At 72.8% G+C, this 21,001-nt stretch carries 16 protein-coding genes and 1 pseudogene; 5 read left to right on the top strand and 12 right to left on the bottom strand.

Going from position 1 to position 21,001, the window contains the following annotated elements; genetic code table 11:
- Window positions 1–11: 11 nt before the first annotated feature.
- The gene (gene eccB / locus ICC28_RS15865; protein ID WP_188289201.1) at window positions 12–1,538 is read right to left on the bottom strand and encodes a type VII secretion protein EccB; all 1,527 of its coding nucleotides are present in this window, start codon (window positions 1,536–1,538) and stop codon (window positions 12–14) included.
- Window positions 1,539–1,724: 186 nt separating this feature from the next.
- Between eccB and eccE the strand changes: the two genes are divergently transcribed.
- The 3 genes and pseudogenes from eccE to ICC28_RS41510 form a co-directional block, all read left to right on the top strand.
- Window positions 1,725–3,059: a type VII secretion protein EccE gene (eccE, locus tag ICC28_RS15860; RefSeq protein WP_188289200.1), complete on the top strand. Its 1,335-nt coding sequence runs from the start codon at window positions 1,725–1,727 to the stop codon at window positions 3,057–3,059.
- Window positions 3,056–3,835: a hypothetical protein gene (locus tag ICC28_RS15855; protein WP_188289199.1), complete on the top strand. Its 780-nt coding sequence runs from the start codon at window positions 3,056–3,058 to the stop codon at window positions 3,833–3,835. Before eccE ends, ICC28_RS15855 begins: the two co-directional genes overlap by 4 nt.
- A 355-nt stretch (window positions 3,836–4,190) precedes the next feature.
- Window positions 4,191–4,319 (top strand): annotated as a pseudogene (locus tag ICC28_RS41510) (SCO5717 family growth-regulating ATPase); the annotation flags it as partial.
- A gap of 347 nt (window positions 4,320–4,666) precedes the next feature.
- Here ICC28_RS41510 and ICC28_RS41505 read toward each other — a convergent pair.
- Together ICC28_RS41505 and ICC28_RS41500 are read right to left on the bottom strand one after the other, a co-directional pair.
- Window positions 4,667–5,044: a hypothetical protein gene (locus tag ICC28_RS41505; protein ID WP_411158600.1), complete on the bottom strand. Its 378-nt coding sequence runs from the start codon at window positions 5,042–5,044 to the stop codon at window positions 4,667–4,669.
- A gap of 439 nt (window positions 5,045–5,483) precedes the next feature.
- Complete coding sequence (locus tag ICC28_RS41500) at window positions 5,484–5,945, bottom strand: hypothetical protein (protein WP_411158599.1); 462 nt, start codon at window positions 5,943–5,945, stop codon at window positions 5,484–5,486.
- On the opposite strand from ICC28_RS41500, the gene ICC28_RS41495 reads away from it, so the two are divergent.
- Entirely contained in the window at window positions 5,934–7,925 is a 1,992-nt protein-coding gene (locus ICC28_RS41495; protein WP_411158598.1) for an AAA family ATPase, read from the top strand. The genes ICC28_RS41500 and ICC28_RS41495 overlap by 12 nt on opposite strands.
- A 74-nt stretch (window positions 7,926–7,999) precedes the next feature.
- Here ICC28_RS41495 and ICC28_RS15845 read toward each other — a convergent pair whose 3' ends face one another.
- The 9 genes from ICC28_RS15845 to rimP all read right to left on the bottom strand — a co-directional run bounded on the left by ICC28_RS15845 (window position 8,000) and on the right by rimP (window position 20,266).
- Complete coding sequence (locus ICC28_RS15845) at window positions 8,000–8,950, bottom strand: bifunctional riboflavin kinase/FAD synthetase (protein ID WP_188289198.1); 951 nt, start codon at window positions 8,948–8,950, stop codon at window positions 8,000–8,002.
- 126 nt (window positions 8,951–9,076) lie between these two features.
- Window positions 9,077–12,805, bottom strand: a complete 3,729-nt coding sequence (locus ICC28_RS15840) for a trypsin-like peptidase domain-containing protein (RefSeq protein WP_223188939.1) — start codon at window positions 12,803–12,805, stop codon at window positions 9,077–9,079.
- Between the two features lie 512 nt (window positions 12,806–13,317).
- Entirely contained in the window at window positions 13,318–14,223 is a 906-nt protein-coding gene (truB, locus tag ICC28_RS15835) for a tRNA pseudouridine(55) synthase TruB (protein ID WP_188289197.1), read from the bottom strand.
- Window positions 14,220–14,666: a 30S ribosome-binding factor RbfA gene (gene rbfA, locus ICC28_RS15830; protein ID WP_188289196.1), complete on the bottom strand. Its 447-nt coding sequence runs from the start codon at window positions 14,664–14,666 to the stop codon at window positions 14,220–14,222. Before rbfA ends, truB begins: the two co-directional genes overlap by 4 nt.
- 49 nt (window positions 14,667–14,715) lie before the next feature.
- Window positions 14,716–15,009 carry a DUF503 domain-containing protein gene (locus tag ICC28_RS15825; protein WP_188289195.1) on the bottom strand — a complete coding sequence of 98 codons (294 nt, stop codon included), beginning with the start codon at window positions 15,007–15,009 and terminating at the stop codon, window positions 14,716–14,718.
- Window positions 15,010–15,143: 134 nt separating this feature from the next.
- Window positions 15,144–18,239: a translation initiation factor IF-2 gene (gene infB, locus ICC28_RS15820; RefSeq protein ID WP_188289194.1), complete on the bottom strand. Its 3,096-nt coding sequence runs from the start codon at window positions 18,237–18,239 to the stop codon at window positions 15,144–15,146.
- 147 nt (window positions 18,240–18,386) lie between these two features.
- A complete protein-coding gene (locus tag ICC28_RS15815; RefSeq protein WP_188289193.1) occupies window positions 18,387–18,665 on the bottom strand; it encodes a YlxR family protein in 279 nt (92 codons plus the stop codon).
- 102 nt (window positions 18,666–18,767) lie between these two features.
- Window positions 18,768–19,754: a transcription termination factor NusA gene (gene nusA / locus ICC28_RS15810; protein WP_188289192.1), complete on the bottom strand. Its 987-nt coding sequence runs from the start codon at window positions 19,752–19,754 to the stop codon at window positions 18,768–18,770.
- A gap of 2 nt (window positions 19,755–19,756) precedes the next feature.
- Window positions 19,757–20,266, bottom strand: coding sequence for a ribosome maturation factor RimP (rimP, locus tag ICC28_RS15805; protein ID WP_188289191.1), 510 nt, complete (start codon window positions 20,264–20,266; stop codon window positions 19,757–19,759).
- A 196-nt stretch (window positions 20,267–20,462) separates the two neighbouring features.
- On the opposite strand from rimP, the gene ICC28_RS15800 reads away from it, so the two are divergent.
- Window positions 20,463–20,984 carry a hypothetical protein gene (locus tag ICC28_RS15800; RefSeq protein WP_188289190.1) on the top strand — a complete coding sequence of 174 codons (522 nt, stop codon included), beginning with the start codon at window positions 20,463–20,465 and terminating at the stop codon, window positions 20,982–20,984.
- The last annotated feature ends 17 nt before the right edge of the window (window positions 20,985–21,001 follow it).

The following is a 21,001-nucleotide window of genomic DNA, read 5'->3' as shown; positions in this document are numbered from 1 at the left end:
CCCCGTCACCGTCACGAACCCTGGGGTTGCCGGGCGCTGTTGGTGTCCAGCCGCGGGCCCTTCGCCAGGAACTCCGACCACACCAGGGGGACCCTTGCCGGTCTGACGTTCTCGTAGCCCAGTTTGACCTGTGCCTCGCTGAGCTTCGGGCTGCCGTCGGGCGTCTTCCGCTCACCGCCGGCACCGATGTCCGACGGCTTGCTGTCGCTGTCACCGTTGGCCTGGACGGCGTACCGCAGTCCGGTGTCCGTGACGAGGAAGAGCGATCCCGCGTCGGTCTCGGTGCCCTGAAGCTGCGTATAGAGCAGGCCGGTTCCCGGCGTCACGTAGGTGCCGGTGCCGTCGGCCGTGATCTCAGCGGGGAAGCGGGCGCCCGCCCACGTGCTGAGCGTGGTCGTGCGGCCGTCGTCCACGTCGCGCAGCACACTGCAGACAGTGTTGCGTCCGGACGTGGCGGAGGCGGAGTTGACCTGACGGGCCTGCTGCTGGGGCCAGTTCGCGGGCTGGCCACCGAAAGGCTCGGTGGCGGCGGTGAAGTCCTGGAGGCCTACGGTGCGGGCCTCGCCGTTCATGTTCAGCACGGCCGTCTGTGGTGAGTTGATCACGAGCCAGGCCGTGAACTCCGTGATCGGTTCCACCTTGCCCGGCATCACCACGTAGTACTTGGTCCCCTCGCCCGTCTCGGTCTTGAGTACCGTGCCGACCTTGTTCTCCTCCGACGACAGGTTGCCCTGCACGCCGGCGGGGGAGCCCACGGTGGGCGGCAGTTCGGGGAAGCTGACAGGGGTCCCCCGGTGGAGTGTCGCGAGCCATTCCTTGGTGACGAGCTGCGGCTTGCGGGAGCCCACGAGTGCGTTCGTCAGGGCGTCGGACTCGTCGCCGGTGATGGCGTACGACGTTCCCCGTCCGTCGACCAGGTAGCGGTCGCCGGTACGGGTCTTGACATACAGAACATCGCCGCCGGAGAGACGGCCGGAGCCGTCGGTCCGCTTCATATCTCGTTCGGCGAATACGAAGGTCGCCTCCTGGACGGTGTCCCCCTTGCCGCCGGGCTGCTCGCACACGGCCCAGCGCTTGGGCTTCCCCGCCTCCTCGGCCGACGGCAAGCGGTCCGGGGCGTAGGGGATGCCGAGGATCGGCCCGCGGGGCAGCTTGCCCGAGTCGAGGATGTCGTCGCCGACCTGGACGACCTGGTAGTCGGCGTCCTTCATGAGGAGCCGGGCGGAGGCGAGGTTCAGTACGGGGTGGAGGCGGGTGTCCTTGCCCGTCTTGAGGACGACGTAGCGAGTCGTGGACTGCTTGCCCACGATCACACGAGTACCGGGATCGTCCCAGTCCTTCGGGGCCGTGGGCTGGAACATGCCCCAGGCCCCGAAGACCGCCAGCGTCAGCGCGCCGACGATCAGGCTGGGCACGACGGCCCTCAGTGGCTTGGGGGCACCTTCCTCCGAACCCGACGGAGTCGGCTGGAGAAAGGCCGCCAGTGTGCGCCGCTTCGCGAACGTGTAGGCGTTGAGTTCGTCCCGCCGTGATGCCATGAGTGACTGCTTCTCCCCGTACCACACCCGGCGGGCCCGAGTCCCCCGCCCCTCGATGTCAGACCGGCCCCCTACTATGCCTGGTATCCGCGGGGACTGGTGGAGCGGGTAGGGTACCTGGGCCTCAAGAGCCTTGTGTGGTGCTGGAATTCCAGCGGGTTGTCAGCAAAACGGGGGGATGGCGTGATGGTTTCCGGAGCGCGGGCCCGGTCGCTTGGCCGGGTGCATACGCGGCGCGGGTCGACGTCCGGGGAATCGGGACCGCGACGGTCCGCGCCGGACGGGCAGACCGCCGGACCGGGCCCACTTCAGGTCAGGACCGGGCGCGGGCAGGGCGGGGCGTTTCGGCTGCAACGGGTCGTCCTGCTGGAACTCGCCGCCGCCGTCATGCTCGTGGGGTGGGCGATCGACCCCGTGGCCCTGGTGCCGGCAGCCGTCGTCGCCGTGGCCCTGGTACTGGTTGCCTTCGTCCACCGTCGGGGCCGTTCCCTGCCCGAATGGCTCACCACAGCACGGGAGCTGCGGGCACGGCAACGCCGGGCCGCCGGCCTTGTGATACCGCCGGGTACGGAACCCGGGCTCGCCCCGGCCGTGGAGTGCGACCCGAGCCTGCGGACTTATGCCTACGGCGGTCGGGAGCGGCGGCCGGTTGGCATCGTCGGGGACGGGACCTTTGTCACCGCGGTGGTGCAGGTGGAGGCCGATGCCACCGCGCTGCGGGCCGAGCGGGGGCGGCGGCCGTTGCCGCTCGCGCTGGTGCGGGATGCTCTTGAGGTGGACGGGATTCGGCTGGAGTCGGCGCAGGTGGTGCTGCACACGCAGCCCGCGCCCGCACTGCATCTGCCGCAGCAGTCGGTGGCCGTCGCCAACTATGCACCGCTGCAGGAGCAGACGGGCGCTCCTGCGGTGCGCATCACCTGGATCGCGCTGAAGTTGGATCCGCAGCTGTGCCCGGAGGCAGTGGCCGCGCGTGGCGGCGGGCTGGTCGGGGCGCAGAAGTGTGTCGTGCGGGTGGCCGATCACCTCGCGAGCCGGCTGACCGGCGCCGGATTCCGTACGACGGTGCTCGACGAGGAGGAGCTGACCTCCGCCCTCGCCACCTCGGCCTGCGCCAATCCGCTGGTGACGGCGGAGGCCGGGCGGGCGGAGACGCAGGAGAGACGGACCGAGGAGTCCAGCCGCAGCTGGCGCTGCGACAACCGCAGGCACACTACGTACTGGATTCGGCGATGGCCCCAACTGGGCGGCGGCACAGGTCCGTCACTGCCCCAGTTCATCGCCTTGGTCACGGCCGTACCGGCACTCGCCACCACCGTCAGCCTCACCCTGACGCGCGGGGACCGGCAGGAGGTGGCGCTGTGCGGGCATCTGCGGGTGACCGGGCGCAGCGCCGACGAACTGACCGCTGCCCGGCGTGCGCTGGAAGGCGCCGCACGGCACGCGGGAGCGGCGCTGGCGCGGCTCGACCGGGAGCAACTGCCCGGCATGCTCGCCACCTTGCCTCTCGGAGGAGCTCGATGACGCCGGCCACGACCACTCGGAGAGGCGCCGGCCCGGAGGGTGCGCAGGGATCCTCCGCGCGGCGGTCGCCCGGCCTTCTGCGCACGGGATTCGGGCTGCGCGGCCCGCGTCACGGGCGCCATGTGCTGTCCGCGGACGACGTGGACGCCCTCGCGCTGCCCATCGGGGACGACGGTGTCGTCGTAGGCATCAGCGACGACGGACAGCCCGCTGTGCTGGGGCTCAACCGGCCGACGCCGTACGACGTCGTCCTGATCGGCGGCCTGTGGACCGCCCAGGTCATCGCCCTCCGGGCGGCGGCCACGGGTGCGCGCGTCGCTGTCGAGACCGGTCGGCCGCAGGCCTGGGTGCAGATGGTGCACGCCATGGGGGGCGGTCAGAACGGGCTGGCCGTGTACGAGGTCGGCCGGGTGCCACCGCAGGGCGCTTCGGCCGGTACGCCGGTACTGGTGGTGCGGGACAGCGGTATCCGGCCGCCGCGCGGACGGGTGGTGTCCGGGCCCTGGCAGTCGGTGCTGACGTTGTTGCCCTATCTCGGGCCTGTGGCCCCGCGACTGATACGGCAGGCTCGGCTGGTCGGCGTGCAGCGGATCTCACCGGACGAGGCCGCGGAACTCGGCCGTGTCATGGCGTTGCCCCGATCCGACGTGGAGGCTCTGCCCACGCTGGGCGACGGTGTCACCCTCTGGTGCGCCGACCGTGACCGGCAGTACGTGATGACGCAGCCCACGGATGCCGAGACCGGATTGTTCGGTACGCCACGAAGGATGGACTGAACAGGGAGTTCCGCCCTGCCTTCCCTTGCTTTCCCCTGCCCTTCCTCCGGACTTTCTGACACTTCGCCTGCCGCTATGGACCGTTTTGCGCTGAGGGAGGAGGACATTTGTGCCGCTTTCTCACGTCCTGCGACGCGATGGGCGGTGACGGAGAGGCAGACGGGCCTGCCGGGGTGACGCTTGTGGTGATTAGGCTGGGAGTCGGCGCGGCGCCAGAACCCGTGGAGCGGGCGTCAGCGTCCCAGGGGGCGAGCCGGTGGCACGACTGCACGGACTGCCTCGAATGAACTTCGGACGACAAACCAATGGTCGCCCCAGCACGGCGTGAGGGTGGTCGACCACACCAGGAGGAACTGTGAGCAGCGATCGGGACGGGATCCGCGGGGGCTGGGCCACGCCCGGCGATGACCAGCCCGATGCCGAGTCCGACATCGAGGTGACGGGCGAGTTCACCATCGACTACGCGCCGCCTGCCTGGTACACCCAGAACGCCTCGGAGAGCTCTGGACGGGGTTCCGGGCAGGGGTCCGGGCAGGGTGCGAGCGCGGGGGACGGCACAGGGGCCGGTGTGCCTCCGGTGAGTGCCTCCCCCTCTCCGGCTTCGCCGCCTTCCTCGCTGCCGGGGCTCGTCCCGCCGGTTCCTCACGCTTCGCCGGCTCCAGGAAGTCCGTTCACTCCACCGCCGCCCGCGCCTGCGCCCGGTGCGCCCTTTACGCCGCCGGCTCCTGCGCCGGGGGCGCCGTTCACGCCGCCCGCACCTGCGCCGGCGAATCCTGTTTCCGTGCCGAAGTTGCCGGTGGGGAGCGGGTTCGAGCCGCAGGGTCGGCCGGTTCAGGAGGAGCCTCCGGCCGAAGCGGAGACGCCTGCCGCGGGTGCCTCCTCCCCCACGGCTGTGCCGAGCATTCCGGTGGGTGGGTTCCAGTCGCCGTGGACCGCACCGGCTTCTTCCGGTCCGCCGGAGGCTGCCGAGGCTCCGGCGGCTTCCGAGGAGACCGAGACCGGGAACGGCGACCTGGAGAGCGGCGCCACCATGCGCTTCTCCGCCGTCGCGCTGAAGCGGGAGATCGCGGAACGTGCGGCCGCGACGGAGACGCCTGAGCCGTCGGCGGACGAGGACATCGTGGACGGGGGTGACAACTCGTCCGGCGCGGAGGCTGTCGTCGTCTCGGGCACGAGCGCCGCGGAGGACGGTGACGGTGCCTCCGACACCGCTGAGAACGGTGACGGTGCCTCCGACGCCGCTGAGACCGATGGGGCCGATGGGGCCAATGGGGCCGTCTCAGCCGGGGTGCCTGTTTCGACTGAGGCGTCCATTTCGGCCGAGGTGTCCGAGGAAGAGTCTGAGGGCGAGGAAAAGTCCGAGAGCGAGTCGGTCGCGGCGGAGGCGGCAGCAGGGGCAGCAGAGGCGGCCGGGGCATCGGAGGCGGAGCCCGAGGGTGGCGCCCAGGATGACGCGAAGGCCGAGGAGGTCGCGCTGGAGGAGGCGGAGCCTGAGAACTCCGTCCCTGCGGTCGCAGAGCCCGAGGACGCAGCGCCGGTAGGTGCAGGCCTGGAGGACACAGCGCCGGTAGGTGCAGGTCCCGAGGACGCAGCTCCGGTGAGTGCGGGCCCCGAGGAGGCCACGCCTTTCGCCGCGGAGTCCGCGGACTCAACCCCGGCAGTCGCGGAGCCCGTGGACTCCGTCCCGGAGGATGCCGCGCCCGAAGACGCAGCAGTCGTTGACGCCGCCGCTCCGGAAGACGCCGTACCCGCTGACGCCGAACCTGCTGACGCCGAACCCCACGACGCCGTCCCCCACGACAGCGCGCCCCAGGACAGCGCCCCCCAGGACTCCGTGCCCGGTGTTCCCGCGGCCCCGCAGGATGCGCCTCCGGCGTGGACTCCCCCGCCGGCGCCGCAGGCCGGGCTGCCGCCGTTGCCGCCGTCCTACCAGCCTGCCGCACCGATGGCGGCGCCCCAGTGGCCCGCGCAGCAGCCGCAGCCGCAGCCGCAGCCGCAGCCGGGGCAGCCTCAGCCTCAGCCGGTCCAGCCTCAGCCGGAGCCCGCGCAGCCTCAGCCGGTCCAGCCGCAGCCGGTGGCCGCCCAAGAGCAGCCGCCCGTGCCCGCCCAACAGCCGCCCTTCCAGCCGCAGGCCCCCCAGCCCGCGCCCGCGGCCTGGTCCCAGCCGCCGCAGGGCCCGGCGCCCGCCCAGCAGGGCGTACCCGGTATGCCGCAGCAGCCGGCCCCGACACCGCCGGGTGGCTACGGCTTCCCGCAGCAGGGCCAGCCGGGGCAGCCGACGCCCGCACAGCAGCCCGCCGCCCCCGCCGTACAGCAGCCGACGGCACCGGCGCCCGCCCCGCAGGGTGGCTACGGCTTCCCCCAGCCGGGACAGCCCACGCCCAACCCCCAAGGGAGCTACGGCTTCCCGCAGCCGACGCCGAACGCGGCGCCCGTAGCGGAGCAGAGCGCACCCGGCAGCCCGCAGCCCCCGGCACCGGCCCCGCAGGGCGGCTACGGCTTCCCGCAGCCCGGCCACGCCCCGCAGCCGGCACCGAGCCCTGCGCCCGTACCGCAGCAGAACGCACCCGCCGGCCCGCAGCCCCCGGCGCCCAACCCCCAGGGCGGCTACGGCTTCCCGCAGCCGGGACAGCCAGGGCAGCCGGGGCAATCGGCGCAGCCCGCCCCCAACTCTCCCGCGCAACCCGGCGGTTACGGCTTCCCGCAGCCGCCCGTTCAGCAGGGGCAGCCCCAGCCTCCGGCCCCTGCGGGGCAGGACGGCGTCCAGGTGCCGAACCAGCCCCAGCAGGCGCAGCACCCGCAGCCGCCCCAGCAGCCCCAGCAGCCCGTTGACCCTCGTGCCGGGGCCGCCTGGCCGCAGCCCATGCAGCATGACCAGCGGCAGCCGACCAACCCGGGGGCGGCGCCGCTCGGTTACACCGCTGCCGTGGAGCTGTCCTCGGACCGGCTGCTCAACAACAAGAAGCAGAAGGCGAAGAGCGGGCGGCCCGCGGCCGCGCCGTCCCGGTTCAAGATCGGCGGCAAGAAGGAGGAGGCCGAGCGGCAGCGGAAGTTGGAGCTCATCCGCACGCCCGTGCTGTCCTGCTACCGGATCGCGGTCATCAGCCTCAAGGGCGGGGTGGGCAAGACCACCACTACCACCGCCCTCGGTTCGACCCTGGCCAGCGAACGGCAGGACAAGATCCTCGCGATCGACGCCAACCCGGACGCCGGCACGCTCGGCCGCCGCGTGCGGCGCGAGACCGGGGCCACCATCCGTGACCTGGTCCAGGCGATCCCGTACCTCAACTCCTACATGGACATCCGGCGGTTCACGTCCCAGGCGTCCTCCGGTCTGGAGATCATCGCCAACGACGTCGACCCGGCCGTGTCCACGACCTTCAACGACGAGGACTACCGGCGCGCGATCGACGTGCTGGGCAGGCAGTACCCGATCATCCTCACCGACTCGGGCACGGGTCTGCTGTACAGCGCCATGCGCGGCGTGCTGGACCTCGCCGACCAGCTCATCATCATCTCGACGCCGTCGGTCGACGGTGCCAGCAGCGCCAGCACGACGCTGGACTGGCTGTCCGCGCACGGGTACGCCGACCTGGTCTCGCGGTCCCTCACCGTGATCTCCGGGGTGCGCGAGACCGGCAAGATGATCAAGGTGGAGGACATCGTCAGCCACTTCGAGACGCGGTGCCGGGGCGTCGTCGTCGTGCCGTTCGACGAGCACCTGGCCGCCGGTGCCGAGGTCGACCTCGACATGATGCGTCCGAAGGTGCGGGAGGCGTACTTCAACCTCGCGGCGATGGTCGCCGAGGACTTCGTACGCCATCAGCAGTCCCACGGTCTGTGGACCAGCGACGGCAATCCGCCGCCGGTGGCGGCCCCGCCGATGCCGGGGCAGCCGGTCCCCGGTCAGCAGCCGATGCCGGGACAGCCGTACCCCCAGGTCCCCGGCCAGCAGCCGGCCCCGGGCCAGCCGTACCCCCAGGCGCCTCAGCCGTACGCCCAGCCGGGCCAGCCGTACCCGCAGGCGGCTCCCGGCCAGCAGCCCTACCCGCCCCAGCAGCCCGGGCAGCCGTACCCGCCCCAGCAGTAGCCCCGTAGGGCGAGGAAAGGGCGCCGGTGCCACGAGGCACCGGCGCCCTTCGGCGTCGTAGGAGCGGGTGTCGGCTACGCCTCCGCCGCCGAGATCAGCTCGCGGCAGCGCTTGACGTCCTCGGTCATCTGCTCCAGCAGCGCCTCGATGGAGTCGAACTTCGCCTGGCCGCGGACGAAGGCCAGGAAGTCGACGGCGACGTGCAGGCCGTAGAGGTCCAGGCCGACCCGGTCGATGGCGTACGCCTCCACCGTGCGCTCGGTGCCGTCGAAGGTCGGGTTCGTGCCGACGGAGATCGCGGCCGGCATGACCTCGTCCTGGGCGTGCAGCCAGCCGGCGTAGACGCCGTCGGCGGGGATGGCGGTGTGCGGGAGGGTCTCGACGTTGGCCGTCGGGAAGCCCAGCTCGCGGCCGCGCTGGGCGCCGCGCACGACCACGCCCTCCACCTGGTGCGGGCGGCCGAGGATCTCGGCGGCGCCCTCGACGTCGCCCTCGCCGACCAGGCGCCGGGTCAGGGTCGAGGAGAACGGCTGGCCGCCGCCCGCCTCGCCGGACAGGCACAGGTCGACGACCTCGACCTCGAAGTCGTACGTCCTGCCCTGCTCGGCGAGGTACGCGACGTCGCCCGCGGCCCGGTGGCCGAAGCGGAAGTTGGGGCCCTCGACTACGGCCTTGGCGTGCAGCCGGTCGATGAGGACCTTCACGACGAAATCGGCCGGGGAGAGGTTCGAGAACTCCGTGGTGAACGGGAGCACCAGGACGGCGTCGACGCCCAGCTCCGCGATGAGTTCGGCGCGCCGGTGGTGCGGGGCCAGCAGCGGCGGGTGGCTGCCGGGCCGCAGGACTTCCCTGGGGTGCGGGTCGAAGGTGACGACCACGGCGGGCAGGCCCAGTTCACGGGCGCGTTCCACGGTGTGCCGGATGATGAGCTGGTGTCCGCGGTGGACACCGTCGTAGGAACCGATGGTGACGACGCTGCGCCCCCAGTCCTGGGGGATGTCCTCCAAGCCACGCCAGCGCTGCACTGTGACCGCTCCTTGTCGAACCCGTGTCCGTCACTACCTTCTACGCAGGTCTAAGGGTGCCATGCCGGGTGCCCCCGTCCCGCATCGGCATGGGGGCTGTGACGGGTCGCACGTGCGGGTGCGGGGTCAGGCGGGGACGCGGTTGCCCGCCAGGTTCTCGATCATCCGGCGGGTGCTGGGGCCCACCACGGCCGCCCAGTCCTGGGGTGCGTCGGTCAGCCAGGCGGCCACGCGGGCGGCGAAGCCGGGGACGTGACGGCCCAGGTCGACGAGGCCGCGGTCGAAGCGGGTCGCGCCGTCCGGGGTGCGGACGAGGAGCAGCCCGGTGCGGTGGACAAGATCCCGCAGGCCCTCGGCGCCCTGTTCCACGGCCGCGCGCAGGACGGCGTCCAGGACGGCGGGGTCGCGTTCGTGGCTCAAGAGGAACTCCAGGAGTTCTCGACGCAACGGGCCGGAATCGGGGGCTCCGGAAGCCGTGAGGACGCCGGCGAGGGCGGCCCGCACCTGTTGCGGTCCGCCGTCCAGCAGTCCGGTGACGAGCGGGAGGAGTACGGCCCGTGCGGCGGGACCGTGGTCCAGCCGCCGGTCGACGTACGCGGCGACGTCCGCGGCGGTCTCGGGGCGCCGCTCCACCGACTCCCGGACCAGCGCGGCCACCCGGCGGGCCAGGCTCGGGGTGGTGACATCGGCGAGCGTGCGCAGCGCGCGGCCCGCGTCGGGCAGGCGCAGCCGCTCCCGGAAGGCGTCCAGGACCGGATCGGGGTGCGTGGTCAGGGCGCCGACCAGCGCGCTCGGCGGGAACTGCGGGTCACCGGAGGCGAAGTGCCGCAGCGCCTGCGGGAGATGACGGGCGCGGGTGTGCGGATCTCGGACGAGGAGGGCGAGGGCGCCGCCGTGCAGGGTGCAGTCGCCGGGGCGGGCGAGCAGGGCCAGGGCGGCGTAGCGCAGCAGTTCGCGGTCGGCGTCGGTGCGCACGTGCGGGGCGGCGCGCAGTCCGTACGCGACCGCCGCCACCCGCCGCGCGGGCCGCTCGTCGTGCGCCCAGCGGTCGACGGCCCGGCAGATCGCCGACGGCTCCTCCTCGGCGAGCACGCCGAGCAGTTCGTCGGCCCGCCGGTGCGCACAGCCCACGAGCACCTCGGTGAGATCGTCCACGGCCCGGTCCCGGTGCGTGTGCAACAGCGCCTGCGCGGCCCGCGCCACGGTCGCGTGCGGCGTCGCGGGCAGCGCCCGGTCGTCGTCGAACCAGCGGGTCAGGTGCGGTTGTACGGCGGTGGCGTCGGCGGCGAGGAGGCGGGCAACGGCGTCGAGGTAGCGGGGGCCGCCGCCGGTCTCGTGCGGTGGCGGGTCGGCGAGGACGAGGCGGCGGAGCAGGTCGAGCCGTTCGCCGTACGGCAGCGGCAGCCCGGTCCAGAAATCGGGCCCGAACTCCGCCGGTACCGGCCGCTGTTGCTGCCGCCAGGTCACGATGCGGTCGGTGAGCAGCCGCAGCACGTCGGCGTACGGCGTGGCGTCGGGTACGCGGGTGAGGGCCTCGGCGAGGAGGCGAGCGGCCCACCAGGAGTGCGGGTCGGCGTCGAGCGCGTACACCAACTCCTGGAGTTTCCGGCCGAGTTGGAGCGGGCCGTGCTGGCGGGCGAGATGGAGCAGGGCTTCGACGACGGGGCCGATGCGATGGCGTGGCACGGGGAGGGGGTGGGCGTCCGCGGGTCGGCGGTGGACCAGGGCGCGCAGGGCCTCGTCCAGGTCGAGGTGCATGCCCTGGATCCAGTCGGCGAGTTCCTCGTGGGCAAAGCGGTAGCCGTTGCCGGCGGGGACGAGGAGGCCCTCGGTGAGGACGGCGGACGCCCAGCCGGTGCCGCCGCCGAGCCGGGCGGGGGCGGGGCCCCAGGGGAAGACCGCCTCGAAGGACTCCCGGTCCAGTTCCCCCTGGCCGGGACCGAGGCTGCGGCGGGCCGCTTCGTGGACCTGGCCGGAGACCTTCGCGGCGAGACGGCGTACGGCGGTGCCGCGCAGGCCGTTCTCGGCGGCCAGGCGGACGGCGATGCGCAGGCACATCAGGTCCAGGTGGGCGGCGAGGACATCGTCCCTGTCGACGCGGGCCTCGGGGGCGTCGGGGAGGGCGGCGCGGACCTCGGCGAGGAGGCGGAGGGTGAGGGGGTGCCGGGCGTCTCGGGGGGTGAGGGTGTGGTCGGGGATGCCGTAGCGGGCGCGGGCCTGGCGGGCCTCGTGGGGGGCGAGGTCGTGGAGGGGGACGCAGGGGGGTAGGCGGGGGGTGGCTGTGTGGGGGGTTTCTCGGGGTGCTTCGTGGGGCGTCTCGTGGGTTGTTCCGTCGGTCGTTCCGGCGGTCGTTCCGTAGGTTGCCCCGCCGGTTGCCTCGCGGGTTGTTCCGCCCCCGCCGCTCCTGCCCGTCCCTCCCCCAGAGGGGGCACCCCCACCGGGGGCTGCGCCCCCGGACCCCCCTTCGGTCCGCACGGGCTCGTCCTCACCCGCCGGACGGACCGAGTACCGCGGCCCTGTGAACAACAACTCCCCCGGGAACTCCGCCCCCGCCCCCTCCCAGTACTCCGCCCGGCAGGCCACCACCAGCCTGGCCCCCGTCTCCCGGAGCCACTGGGCCGTGCCCGTCGTCCACTCCCGCAGGCGGTGGGCCAGAACGGGGGGCATCTCCTCGGGGCCGTCAAGGAGCAGGAGCAGTGGGCGGCCTGCGGTGTGGGCGAGGCCGGAGAGACGTTCGGGGGTGAGGTCGCCGAGGTCGGCCGGCAGGGCTGACCGGGACGCGGCGACGATCCGGGCGGCCCGGGTGAGCGCCCGGCGCGCCGCGTCCGCGACGGAGACGTCCTGGTCCTTGAGATCGGCGCCGCGCAGCCACAGCGTGGGCGCCGGTTCCGGACCGCGGTGGCGGCGTGCGGCGAGCGCCGCGAGTTCCGTCGTACGGCCGCTGCCCGGAGGCCCCACGAGCCCGAGGACGGCCGCGTCGGCTGTCGAGGTGAACGCGGCGAACTGAGCTGCCGTCGACGCCCGTTCCACCGGTTCGACCTCGGCCGGTCCTCCGGCACCGGTCTGGCCGACGTATCCCGCGAGCGCCCCGGGAGGGCCGTCCTGCCCCACCGAGGTGGCGGTCGGTTCCAGTACGCCGGCCAGGTTGAGGTCTGCGCCGTACGCGGGCACGGTGGCCGCGTTCTCGGCGAGCAGGGCGGCGAGGGGGCCGTCCGGGGGCGGACGCAACGGTACGGCGAAGCCGACCTCGCGCCGGCCGCTCCGCAGGGCCGTGCCGAGCACGCCGAGCACCGCGCCGGTCGCGGCGTCCAGTACCGGGCCCCCGGCGGCACCGCCGCCCAGCCGCAGGGCGTCCCGGCCCGCGGTGCCGATCGCGAGCTCCAGGGCGCCGTCGAGGAGGTGGAAGCGGTCGGTGGCCGTGTAGGTCACGGAGGTCGTGCCGAGCACCCGGGCCTCGCGCCAACAGCCGGCCGCGATCCTGACGTACGTGCCGCTCTCGGCGCGATCCCGCGCGGCCACCGGCAGCGGCTCCACGCCCAGCCCTTCGGTCCTGACCAGGGCCAGGTCCGCCTCCGGCAACGCGGTGACGGTCTCGATCCCCACGACACAGCTGCGCTCCCCGGCGGCGCGCAGCACAAGCCGGGGCAGCCCGTCGACGGCCTCGTGGCTGGTGACCACAGTGCCGCGGTGATCGGCCACGAAGCCGAGCCCCCGGGGCCGTCCGGCAAGGTCGTGGATCCGAACCAGCGCATGATCGGGCGCATACCGCCGCCCTTCGGCCGCGTTCGCACCGGGCCCGCCGGCACCCCCGACGCACGCCTGCGCGAACCGCTCCTCCCGCCACTCACCGGCCATCGCGGCCTCCACCTGCGACAAGCCCGCCGGCCGCCTCCCCGGCGCAGTCGTCATGGCTCATACGGCCACCGCGGCCGCTACCGCCGCTCCGGCCACCGACCACCGGCCCGTCACCGAGTCCGCCGGACGCCTCCCCTCGGGCGCGGGTCTCGCCTCCCGCGTCGGCGTCGGGCCGGGCCCCGCCGGAACGGGGCCGTGTGCCGGTGTCGGGCGGTCGTGGGTGGTCGTCGGTTCGCGGGGACCGTCCGGTCATGGTCGAACCTCCCGCCGTGCAGCCGTGCCTGTATTCGACGGTAGGCGGGGGGTGATCAGCGGGACAGATCGCGCGGCGAACGCGCCCCCTTCCGCTCCCTCGGTTCACTCCGAGCGCCTGCCCGGACGGGTGAATGGAAGGGGACGGATGGATACACCCTAGGGGTGGGGGAACCGAGGGGGGACCGTGGAGCGGCGGGCAGCGAACCACCCCGTGCGCGCCGCTCCACGGGCGGGCGAAGGACGTCAGCCGACGGACATCAGCCGAAGACGGCCAGGCTCTTCGCCTTGCCCTTGTGCTCCTCGACGAGGGCGAGGAAGCGGCCCTCGGGGTCGAAGACGGCCACGGCGCCGGATCCCGCGTACTCGTCGGGCATGTCGAGCCGCACTCCGTTGAGGAGGAGGCGGGCCCGCTTGGTGTCCACGTCCCAGCGGGGGAACGCGGCCGCGGCGGCCTCGGCGATCGGCATCACCGTCAGCTCCTGCTGGAGCTGGTCCAGCGTCTTCGCCGCGTCCAGCTTGTACGGGCCGACGCGGGTGCGGCGCAGCGCCGTGAGGTGGCCGCCGACGCCGAGGTCGGCGCCCAGGTCGCGGGCGAGCGCCCGGATGTAGGTGCCGGAGGAGCAGACGACCGACACGACCAGGTCGAGGACGGGGGTGCCGTCCTCGGCGACGGCGTCACGGATGTCGTAGACCGTGAACGAGGAGATCGAGACGGGCCTGGCCGGGATCTCGAAGTCCTCGCCCTCGCGGGCCCGCTTGTAGGAGCGCACGCCGTCGATCTTGATGGCGCTGACCTTGGACGGCACCTGCATGATGTCGCCGGTCAGCTTGGCGATCCCGGCGTCGACGGCGTCGCGGGTGACCTTCGAGGCGTCCGCGCACCCCGTGATCTCGCCCTCAGCGTCGTCGGTCAGGGTCGTCTGGCCGAGCCGGATCGTGCCCAGGTACTCCTTCTCGGTCAGCGCGAGGTGCCCGAGGAGCTTGGTGGCCTTCTCGACGCCGAGGACGAGCACGCCCGTCGCCATGGGGTCGAGGGTGCCCGCGTGGCCGACGCGGCGGGTCCTGGCGATTCCGCGCATCTTGGCGACCACGTCGTGCGAGGTGAAGCCCGACGGCTTGTCGACGATGACAAGCCCGTCGGGCGTCCGGTTCTGCTGGGTCATTCGGCGGTGTCGTCCTCGTCCTCGCCCGGCTTCTTGTACGGGTCCGCCTCACCGGCGTAGGTGGCGCCGGCCGAGACCTCGCGCACCTTCTCGTCGGACTGGCGGGCCTTGTCGAGGAGGTCCTCGATGGTCCGGGCGGTGTCGGGCAGCGCGTCGGCCACGAAGGTGAGCGTCGGGGTGAACTTCACGCCCGCCGCCGCGCCGACCGCGCTGCGGAGCACGCCCTTGGCGCTCTCAAGACCGGCGGCCGCGGCCTTCCGGTCCTCGTCGTCGCCGTACACCGTGTAGAAGACGGTCGCCTCCCGCAGGTCACCCGTGACCCGGGTGTCCGTGATGGTGACGTGCGAGCCGAGCCGCGGGTCCTTGATCCCGCGCTGCAGCTTCTGGGCCACCACCTCCCGGATGAGGTCCGCCAGCCTTTTCGCCCGCGCGTTGTCGGCCACTGGTCCGTCTCCTTAAGTTCTTGCTTCCTGCAAGTTCTTGCTTCTTGCATCAGTCTTCGTCGCTGTGGAGCCTGCGTCGAACCGAGAGCAGTTCCACCTCGGGCCGTCCGGCGACCAGCCGCTCGCAGCGGTCCAGTACGTCGGAGAGGTGTCCCGCGTCCCCGGAGACCATCGCGAGCCCGATCTCGGCCCGGCGGTGCAGGTCCTGGTTGCCCGTCTCCGCCGCGCTCACCGCGTACTTGCGCTGGAGCTCGGCCACGATCGGACGGACGAGAGAGCGCTTCTCCTTGAGCGAGTGCACGTCGCCGAGAAGCAGGTCGAAGGACAGAGTCCCCACATACATGTGTGTATCCGGATGTCCCGCCGGTTCGGGGTACGGGCGCCACGCATCGACGCCGATACGGGAACCGTACACGCAACGGCCGGGGCCGATCGACGGAAATAACTTCCGCCGACCGGCCCCGGTCGCGTGTCAGGTCACGCGCGCGGCTTCTCCCGCATCTCGTACGTCGCGATGACGTCGTCGACCTTGATGTCGTTGAAGTTGCCGAGGTTGATACCGCCCTCGAACCCTTCGCGGATCTCGGTGACGTCGTCCTTGAAGCGACGCAGACCCTCGATGTTGAGGTTCTCCGCGACCACCTTGCCGTCGCGGATGAGGCGCGCCTTGGTGTTGCGCTTGACCTCGCCGGAGCGGATGAGCACACCCGCGATGTTGCCCAGCTTGGACGACTTGAAGACCTCGCGGATCTCCGCCGTACCGAGCTCGACCTCTTCGTACTCCGGCTTGAGCATGCCCTTGAGGGCCGCCTCGATCTCCTCGATCGCCTGGTAGATGACCGAGTAGTAGCGGACGTCCACGCCCTCGCGCTCGGCCATCTGCGCCGCGCGGCCGGCCGCGCGGACGTTGAAGCCGATCACGATGGCGTCCGAGCCCATCGCCAGGTCGATGTCGGACTCCGTGACCGCACCGACGCCGCGGTGCAGGACGCGGATGTCGACCTCTTCGCCGACGTCCAGCTGGAGCAGGGAGGACTCCAGGGCCTCGACGGAACCAGAAGCGTCACCCTTGATGATGAGGTTGAGCTGCTGGACCTCGCCGGCCTTGAGCACCTTGTCCAGGTCCTCGAGCGAGACGCGGCGCGTGCGCTTGGCGAAGGCCGCGTTGCGCTCGCGGGCGGCGCGCTTCTCGGCGATCTGACGGGCCGTACGGTCCTCGTCGACGACGATGAAGTTGTCGCCGGCGCCGGGGACGTTGGTGAGACCGAGCACCTGGACCGGGGTCGAGGGGCCCGCCTCGGACACGTTGTTGCCGTTGTCGTCGAGCATGGCGCGGACGCGGCCGTAGGCGTCGCCCACCACCATCGTCTCGCCGACCCGCAGGGTGCCTCGCTGGACGAGGACGGTCGCCACGGCACCGCGGCCGCGGTCGAGCCGGGACTCGATCGAGATGCCCTGCGCGTCCTGGTTGGGGTTGGCGCGCAGGTCGAGCGAGGCGTCGGCCGTGAGGATCACGGCCTCCAGCAGCGAGTCGATGTGCAGACCCTGCTTGGCGGAGATGTCGACGAACATCGTGTCGCCGCCGTACTCCTCGGCGACCAGGCCGTACTCGGTCAGCTGACCGCGGACCTTGGTCGGGTCGGCGCCCTCGACGTCGATCTTGTTGACCGCGACGACGATCGGGACCTCGGCCGCCTTGGCGTGGTTGAGCGCCTCGACCGTCTGCGGCATGACGCCGTCGTTGGCCGCGACGACCAGGATCGCGATGTCGGTCGACTTCGCACCACGGGCACGCATGGCGGTGAACGCCTCGTGACCCGGGGTGTCGATGAAGGTGATCTTGCGGTCTTCGCCGTTGACCTCGGTCGCGACCTGGTAGGCACCGATGTGCTGGGTGATGCCGCCGGCCTCGCCCGCGATGACGTTCGTCTTGCGGATGGCGTCGAGGAGGCGGGTCTTACCGTGGTCGACGTGACCCATGACGGTCACGACCGGCGGACGGACGACCAGGTCTTCCTCGGTGCCCTCGTCCTCGCCGAACTCCAGGTCGAAGGACTCCAGCAGCTCGCGGTCCTCCTCCTCCGGGCTGACGATCTGAACCGTGTAGTTCATCTCGTCGGCGAGGAGCTGGAGCGTCTCGTCGGAGACGGACTGCGTGGCCGTGACCATCTCGCCGAGGTTCATCATGACCGCGACGAGCGACGCCGGGTTGGCGTTGATCTTCTCCGCGAAGTCGGTGAGGGACGCACCGCGCGACAGGCGAATGGACTCGCCGTTGCCGCGAGGCAGCATCACGCCGCCGACCGACGGGGCCTGCATGGCCTCGTACTCCTGGCGCCTCTGCCGCTTCGACTTGCGACCGCGACGCGCGGGACCGCCGGGACGGCCGAAGGCGCCCTGCGTGCCACCACGGCCACCGGGACCGCCGGGACGGCCACCGAAGCCGGGACGACCGCCGCCACCGGCGCCGGGGCCACCCGGACGACCGGCGAAGCCGCCGCCACCGCCACCGGGACCGCCGGGACGGCCCGCGAAGCCGCCACCGCCGCCACCCGGACGACCGGCGAAGCCGCCGCCACCCGGACGACCGCCGCCGCCACCGGGGCGACCGCCGCCACCGGGACCGCGGCCACCGGGGCCACCGCCGCCGGGACGCGGGCCCGCGGCGGGACGCTGCGGCATCATGCCCGGGTTCGGACGGGGACCGCCGCCGGGACGCGGAGCGCCGCCCTGCGGGCGGGGCATGCCGCCCGGGGTCGGACGCGCGCCGCCCGGAGCCTGCGGACGGGGACCGCCGCCGGCGCCCTGGGGACGGGGACCGCCCTGGCCCTGGCCCTGCGGACGCGGAGCGCCGCCGGGAGCGCCGGGGCCGCCCTGGCCGCCGGGACGCGGGGCGCCGCCCGGACGGGGCGCCTGCGGGCGCGCCATGCCGGTGGAGCCGCCGGAGGTGAAGGGGTTGTTGCCCGGACGGGGACCGGCCGGACGGGCGCCGGGACGCGGGGCCTGACCACCCGGACGCGGAGCGCCGGGACGGTCGCCACGGTCACCGCGGCCCTGGCCGGGACCTGCCGGACGGGCACCCGGACGCGGGGCCTGAGCACCCGGACGCGGGGCGCCCGGACGCGGGCCGGAGCCCTGGGAGGGGGCCGGCGCGGCGGGAGCCGACGGCGGCGCCGTGAACTCGGGCGTGGTCGGAGCCGGGGACGCCGGGGCGGGCCGCGGCGCGGGCTTCGGGCCCGGGGTGGGACGGGGGCCGGGAGTGGCCGGCGCGGCGGGAGCCGCGGGCTTCTCGGCGGCGGCCGGCTTGGGGGCCGGCGGGCGCGGGGCAGCCGGACGGGCGGCCTGCGCGGGAGAGGGGGCTGCCGGCTTGGCCGGGGCAGCCTTGCGTGCGGGGGCGGGCTTGCCGCCTCCGTTGCCCTGCTGGAGGGCGTCTGTCAGCTTGCGTACGACGGGTGCCTCGATCGTCGAGGAAGCCGAACGAACAAATTCACCGAGTTCCTGGAGCTTGGCCATGACGACCTTGCTCTCAACCCCGAACTCCTTGGCGAGTTCGTATACCCGGACCTTAGCCACTTCGCTCCTTTTAGGTCCGGGTTGCAGCCGGACCGTCGCTACTTCATGGGCGTACTCATCGCGTGCTCATCGAGTGCTCATCGCAATCTCGACCTACTTCCAACTCGCGGGGTACCTGGGCCGCACGGGGGTTCCGCGCGACGCTTCTTACGGTGTTGCCTGCTCGACGTAGTGGCGCAACGCCATGGTGTCGAGCGCTCCCGGGGCGCGCAGCGCCCGTGGCAGCGCCCGACGGCGTACCGCCAGGTCGAGACAGACCAGGGCGGGGTGCACATACGCACCCCGGCCGGGCAGCGTACCGCGATGATCGGGGACGCACTCGTCCTTAATCGCCACGATCCGCAGCAAGTCCTTCTTGGCCGCTCGCTCCCGACACCCCACACAGGTGCGCTCAGGGCATGCACGGGCTCGCGTCCGGCCAGACACCCTTAAGTCTACCTCCCCGTACCGACCTCACCCCTTCGGGTCAGGATTCGAACAGTTGCCGCGCACAGAACTGTCGTGATCTCAGCCACCTGCGGCTCAGATCTATTCCCCGGTCTGCTCCGTGTCCGGGCGGATGTCGATCCGCCAGCCGGTGAGCCGGGCCGCGAGACGGGCGTTCTGCCCTTCCTTGCCGATCGCCAGCGACAGCTGGTAGTCCGGCACGGTCACGCGCGCGGAACGGGCCGCCATGTCCACGACCTCCACCTTGGAGACGCGGGCCGGCGAGAGGGCGTTCGCCACCATCTCGGCCGGGTCGTCCGACCAGTCGACGATGTCGATCTTCTCACCGTTCAGCTCGCCCATGACATTGCGCACACGGCCGCCCATGGGGCCGATGCAGGCGCCCTTGGCGTTCAGGCCGGAGCGGGTGGACCGTACGGCGATCTTGGTGCGGTGGCCGGCCTCGCGGGCGATGGCGGCGATCTCGACGGAGCCGTCGGCGATCTCCGGCACCTCCAGGGCGAAGAGCTTCTTCACCAGGTTGGGGTGGGTGCGGGAGAGGGTCACGGACGGGCCGCGGACGCCCTTGGCCACCCGTACGACGTAACTGCGCAGGCGCATGCCGTGCGGGTAGGTCTCGCCGGGGACCTGCTCCTGCACCGGCAGGATGGCCTCCAGCTTGCCGATGTCCACGAGCACGTTCTTGGGGTCGCGGCCCTGCTGGACCACGCCGGTGACGATGTCGCCCTCGCGGCCGGCGTACTCGCCGAGCGTCGCGTCGTCCTCGGCGTCGCGCAGCCGCTGCAGGATGACCTGCTTGGCGGTGGTGGCGGCGATACGGCCGAACCCGGACGGGGTGTCGTCGAACTCGCGGGGCTCCTGGCCCTCGTCGAGGTCCTCGGGGTCCTCCTTCGCCCACACGGTCACATGCCCGGTCTCCCGGTTGAGCTCCACGCGCGCGTGACGGCGGCTTCCCTCGGTGCGGTGGTAGGCGATGAGGAGGGCCGACTCGATCGCCTCGACCAGCAGGTCGAAGGAGATCTCCTTCTCCCGAACCAAGCCCCGCAGGGCACTCATGTCGATGTCCACGGCTACGCCTCCTCCTCTTCCTTAACGTCCTTCTTGTCCTTGCGGTTGAACTCGACCTGGACGCGGGCCTTGGCGATGTCGGCGAAGGCGAGCCTGCGGCTGGTGGCCTTGCGGCCCTTCACACCGGGGACTTCCAGATCGACGCCGTCCTCGTCCACGGCCAGGATCCTGGCGACCAGGTCTCCGCCCTCGGTGAGCCGGAACTTCACCAGGCGGTCGACGGCGCGTACGTAGTGCCGGTGCTCCTTGAGCTCACGCTCCGCACCGGGGGTGCCCACTTCGAGGGTGTACTCGCCCTCGCCCATCGCGTCCGTCTCGTCGAGCTTCGCCGAGAGCGCGCGGCTCACATCGGCGATCCGGTCCAGGTCCGCACCGGTGTCGGAGTCGACGACGACGCTCAGCACTCTCTTGCGTCCGACGGAGTCCACGGCGATCTCTTCGAGATCCAGGCCCTGGGAGGTGACGAGCGGTTCGAGCAGTTCTCGCAGCCTCTCGCTCTGGGTGGTGCTCATCCGGGTGACTCCTCGGCCGCGTGTGCTGTTGTGGGATGGGGCGCGTGTCTGGTCAAAGGGTATCCGGTCCGGGGGTGTGTTGCCGTCCACCGGGCGGCGGACAGGTGCCGGTGAGTGGTCGGGGCCGTGTCCGCGGGTACCGTGATCACGGGCGTGCCGCCCTCTTCCGTCGTACGAGCATCCGAGGACGTCTGTCGTGCCGTTTCCCCCACCGTCGCGCGTGCCCTCGGGGCCGCGGAGAAGGAGCCTGCTCGTCTCGGTCGCCGGTGGTGCCCTGCTCGTGGGGTGTTCCGGCGGATCCGACGACTCCGGTGGCACGGGCGGCAGTCCGTCGGCCGCCGACCGGGCACGCGCGCGTGCGGCGCGGGACAGTGCGGAGCTGGTGGAGCGGTACGACGCCGTGATCGCCGCGCATCCCGCGCTGGCGGAGCGGCTGCGGCCGCTGCGGGCGGAAACGGTACGGCACGCGGAGGCGTTCGGCGGGACGGCCGCGCGGCCGGTCCCGCCGTCCGGGCCGGCCTCGGCACCGGCGGCGCCCGCTGTCGTACCGGCCGACGAGAAGGCGGCCCTCGCCTCCCTCGCCGCCGACGAGCGCGCCCTCGCGGACCGGCGCACCGAGGCGCTGCTCGGCCTGCCCGGCGAGTCGGCCCGGCTGCTGGCGTCCGTGGCGGCGGCCGGGGCGGCGCACGTGTTCCTGCTGACGGAGGGTGCGCGGTGAGCGAGGCGCACGCCCCG

Source organism: Streptomyces sp. TRM68416, from assembly GCF_014596915.1.
GTDB lineage: Bacteria > Actinomycetota > Actinomycetes > Streptomycetales > Streptomycetaceae > Streptomyces.
The sequence above is the reverse complement of the archived record's forward strand: the minus strand, read 5'-3'. Positions and strand labels throughout refer to the sequence as shown.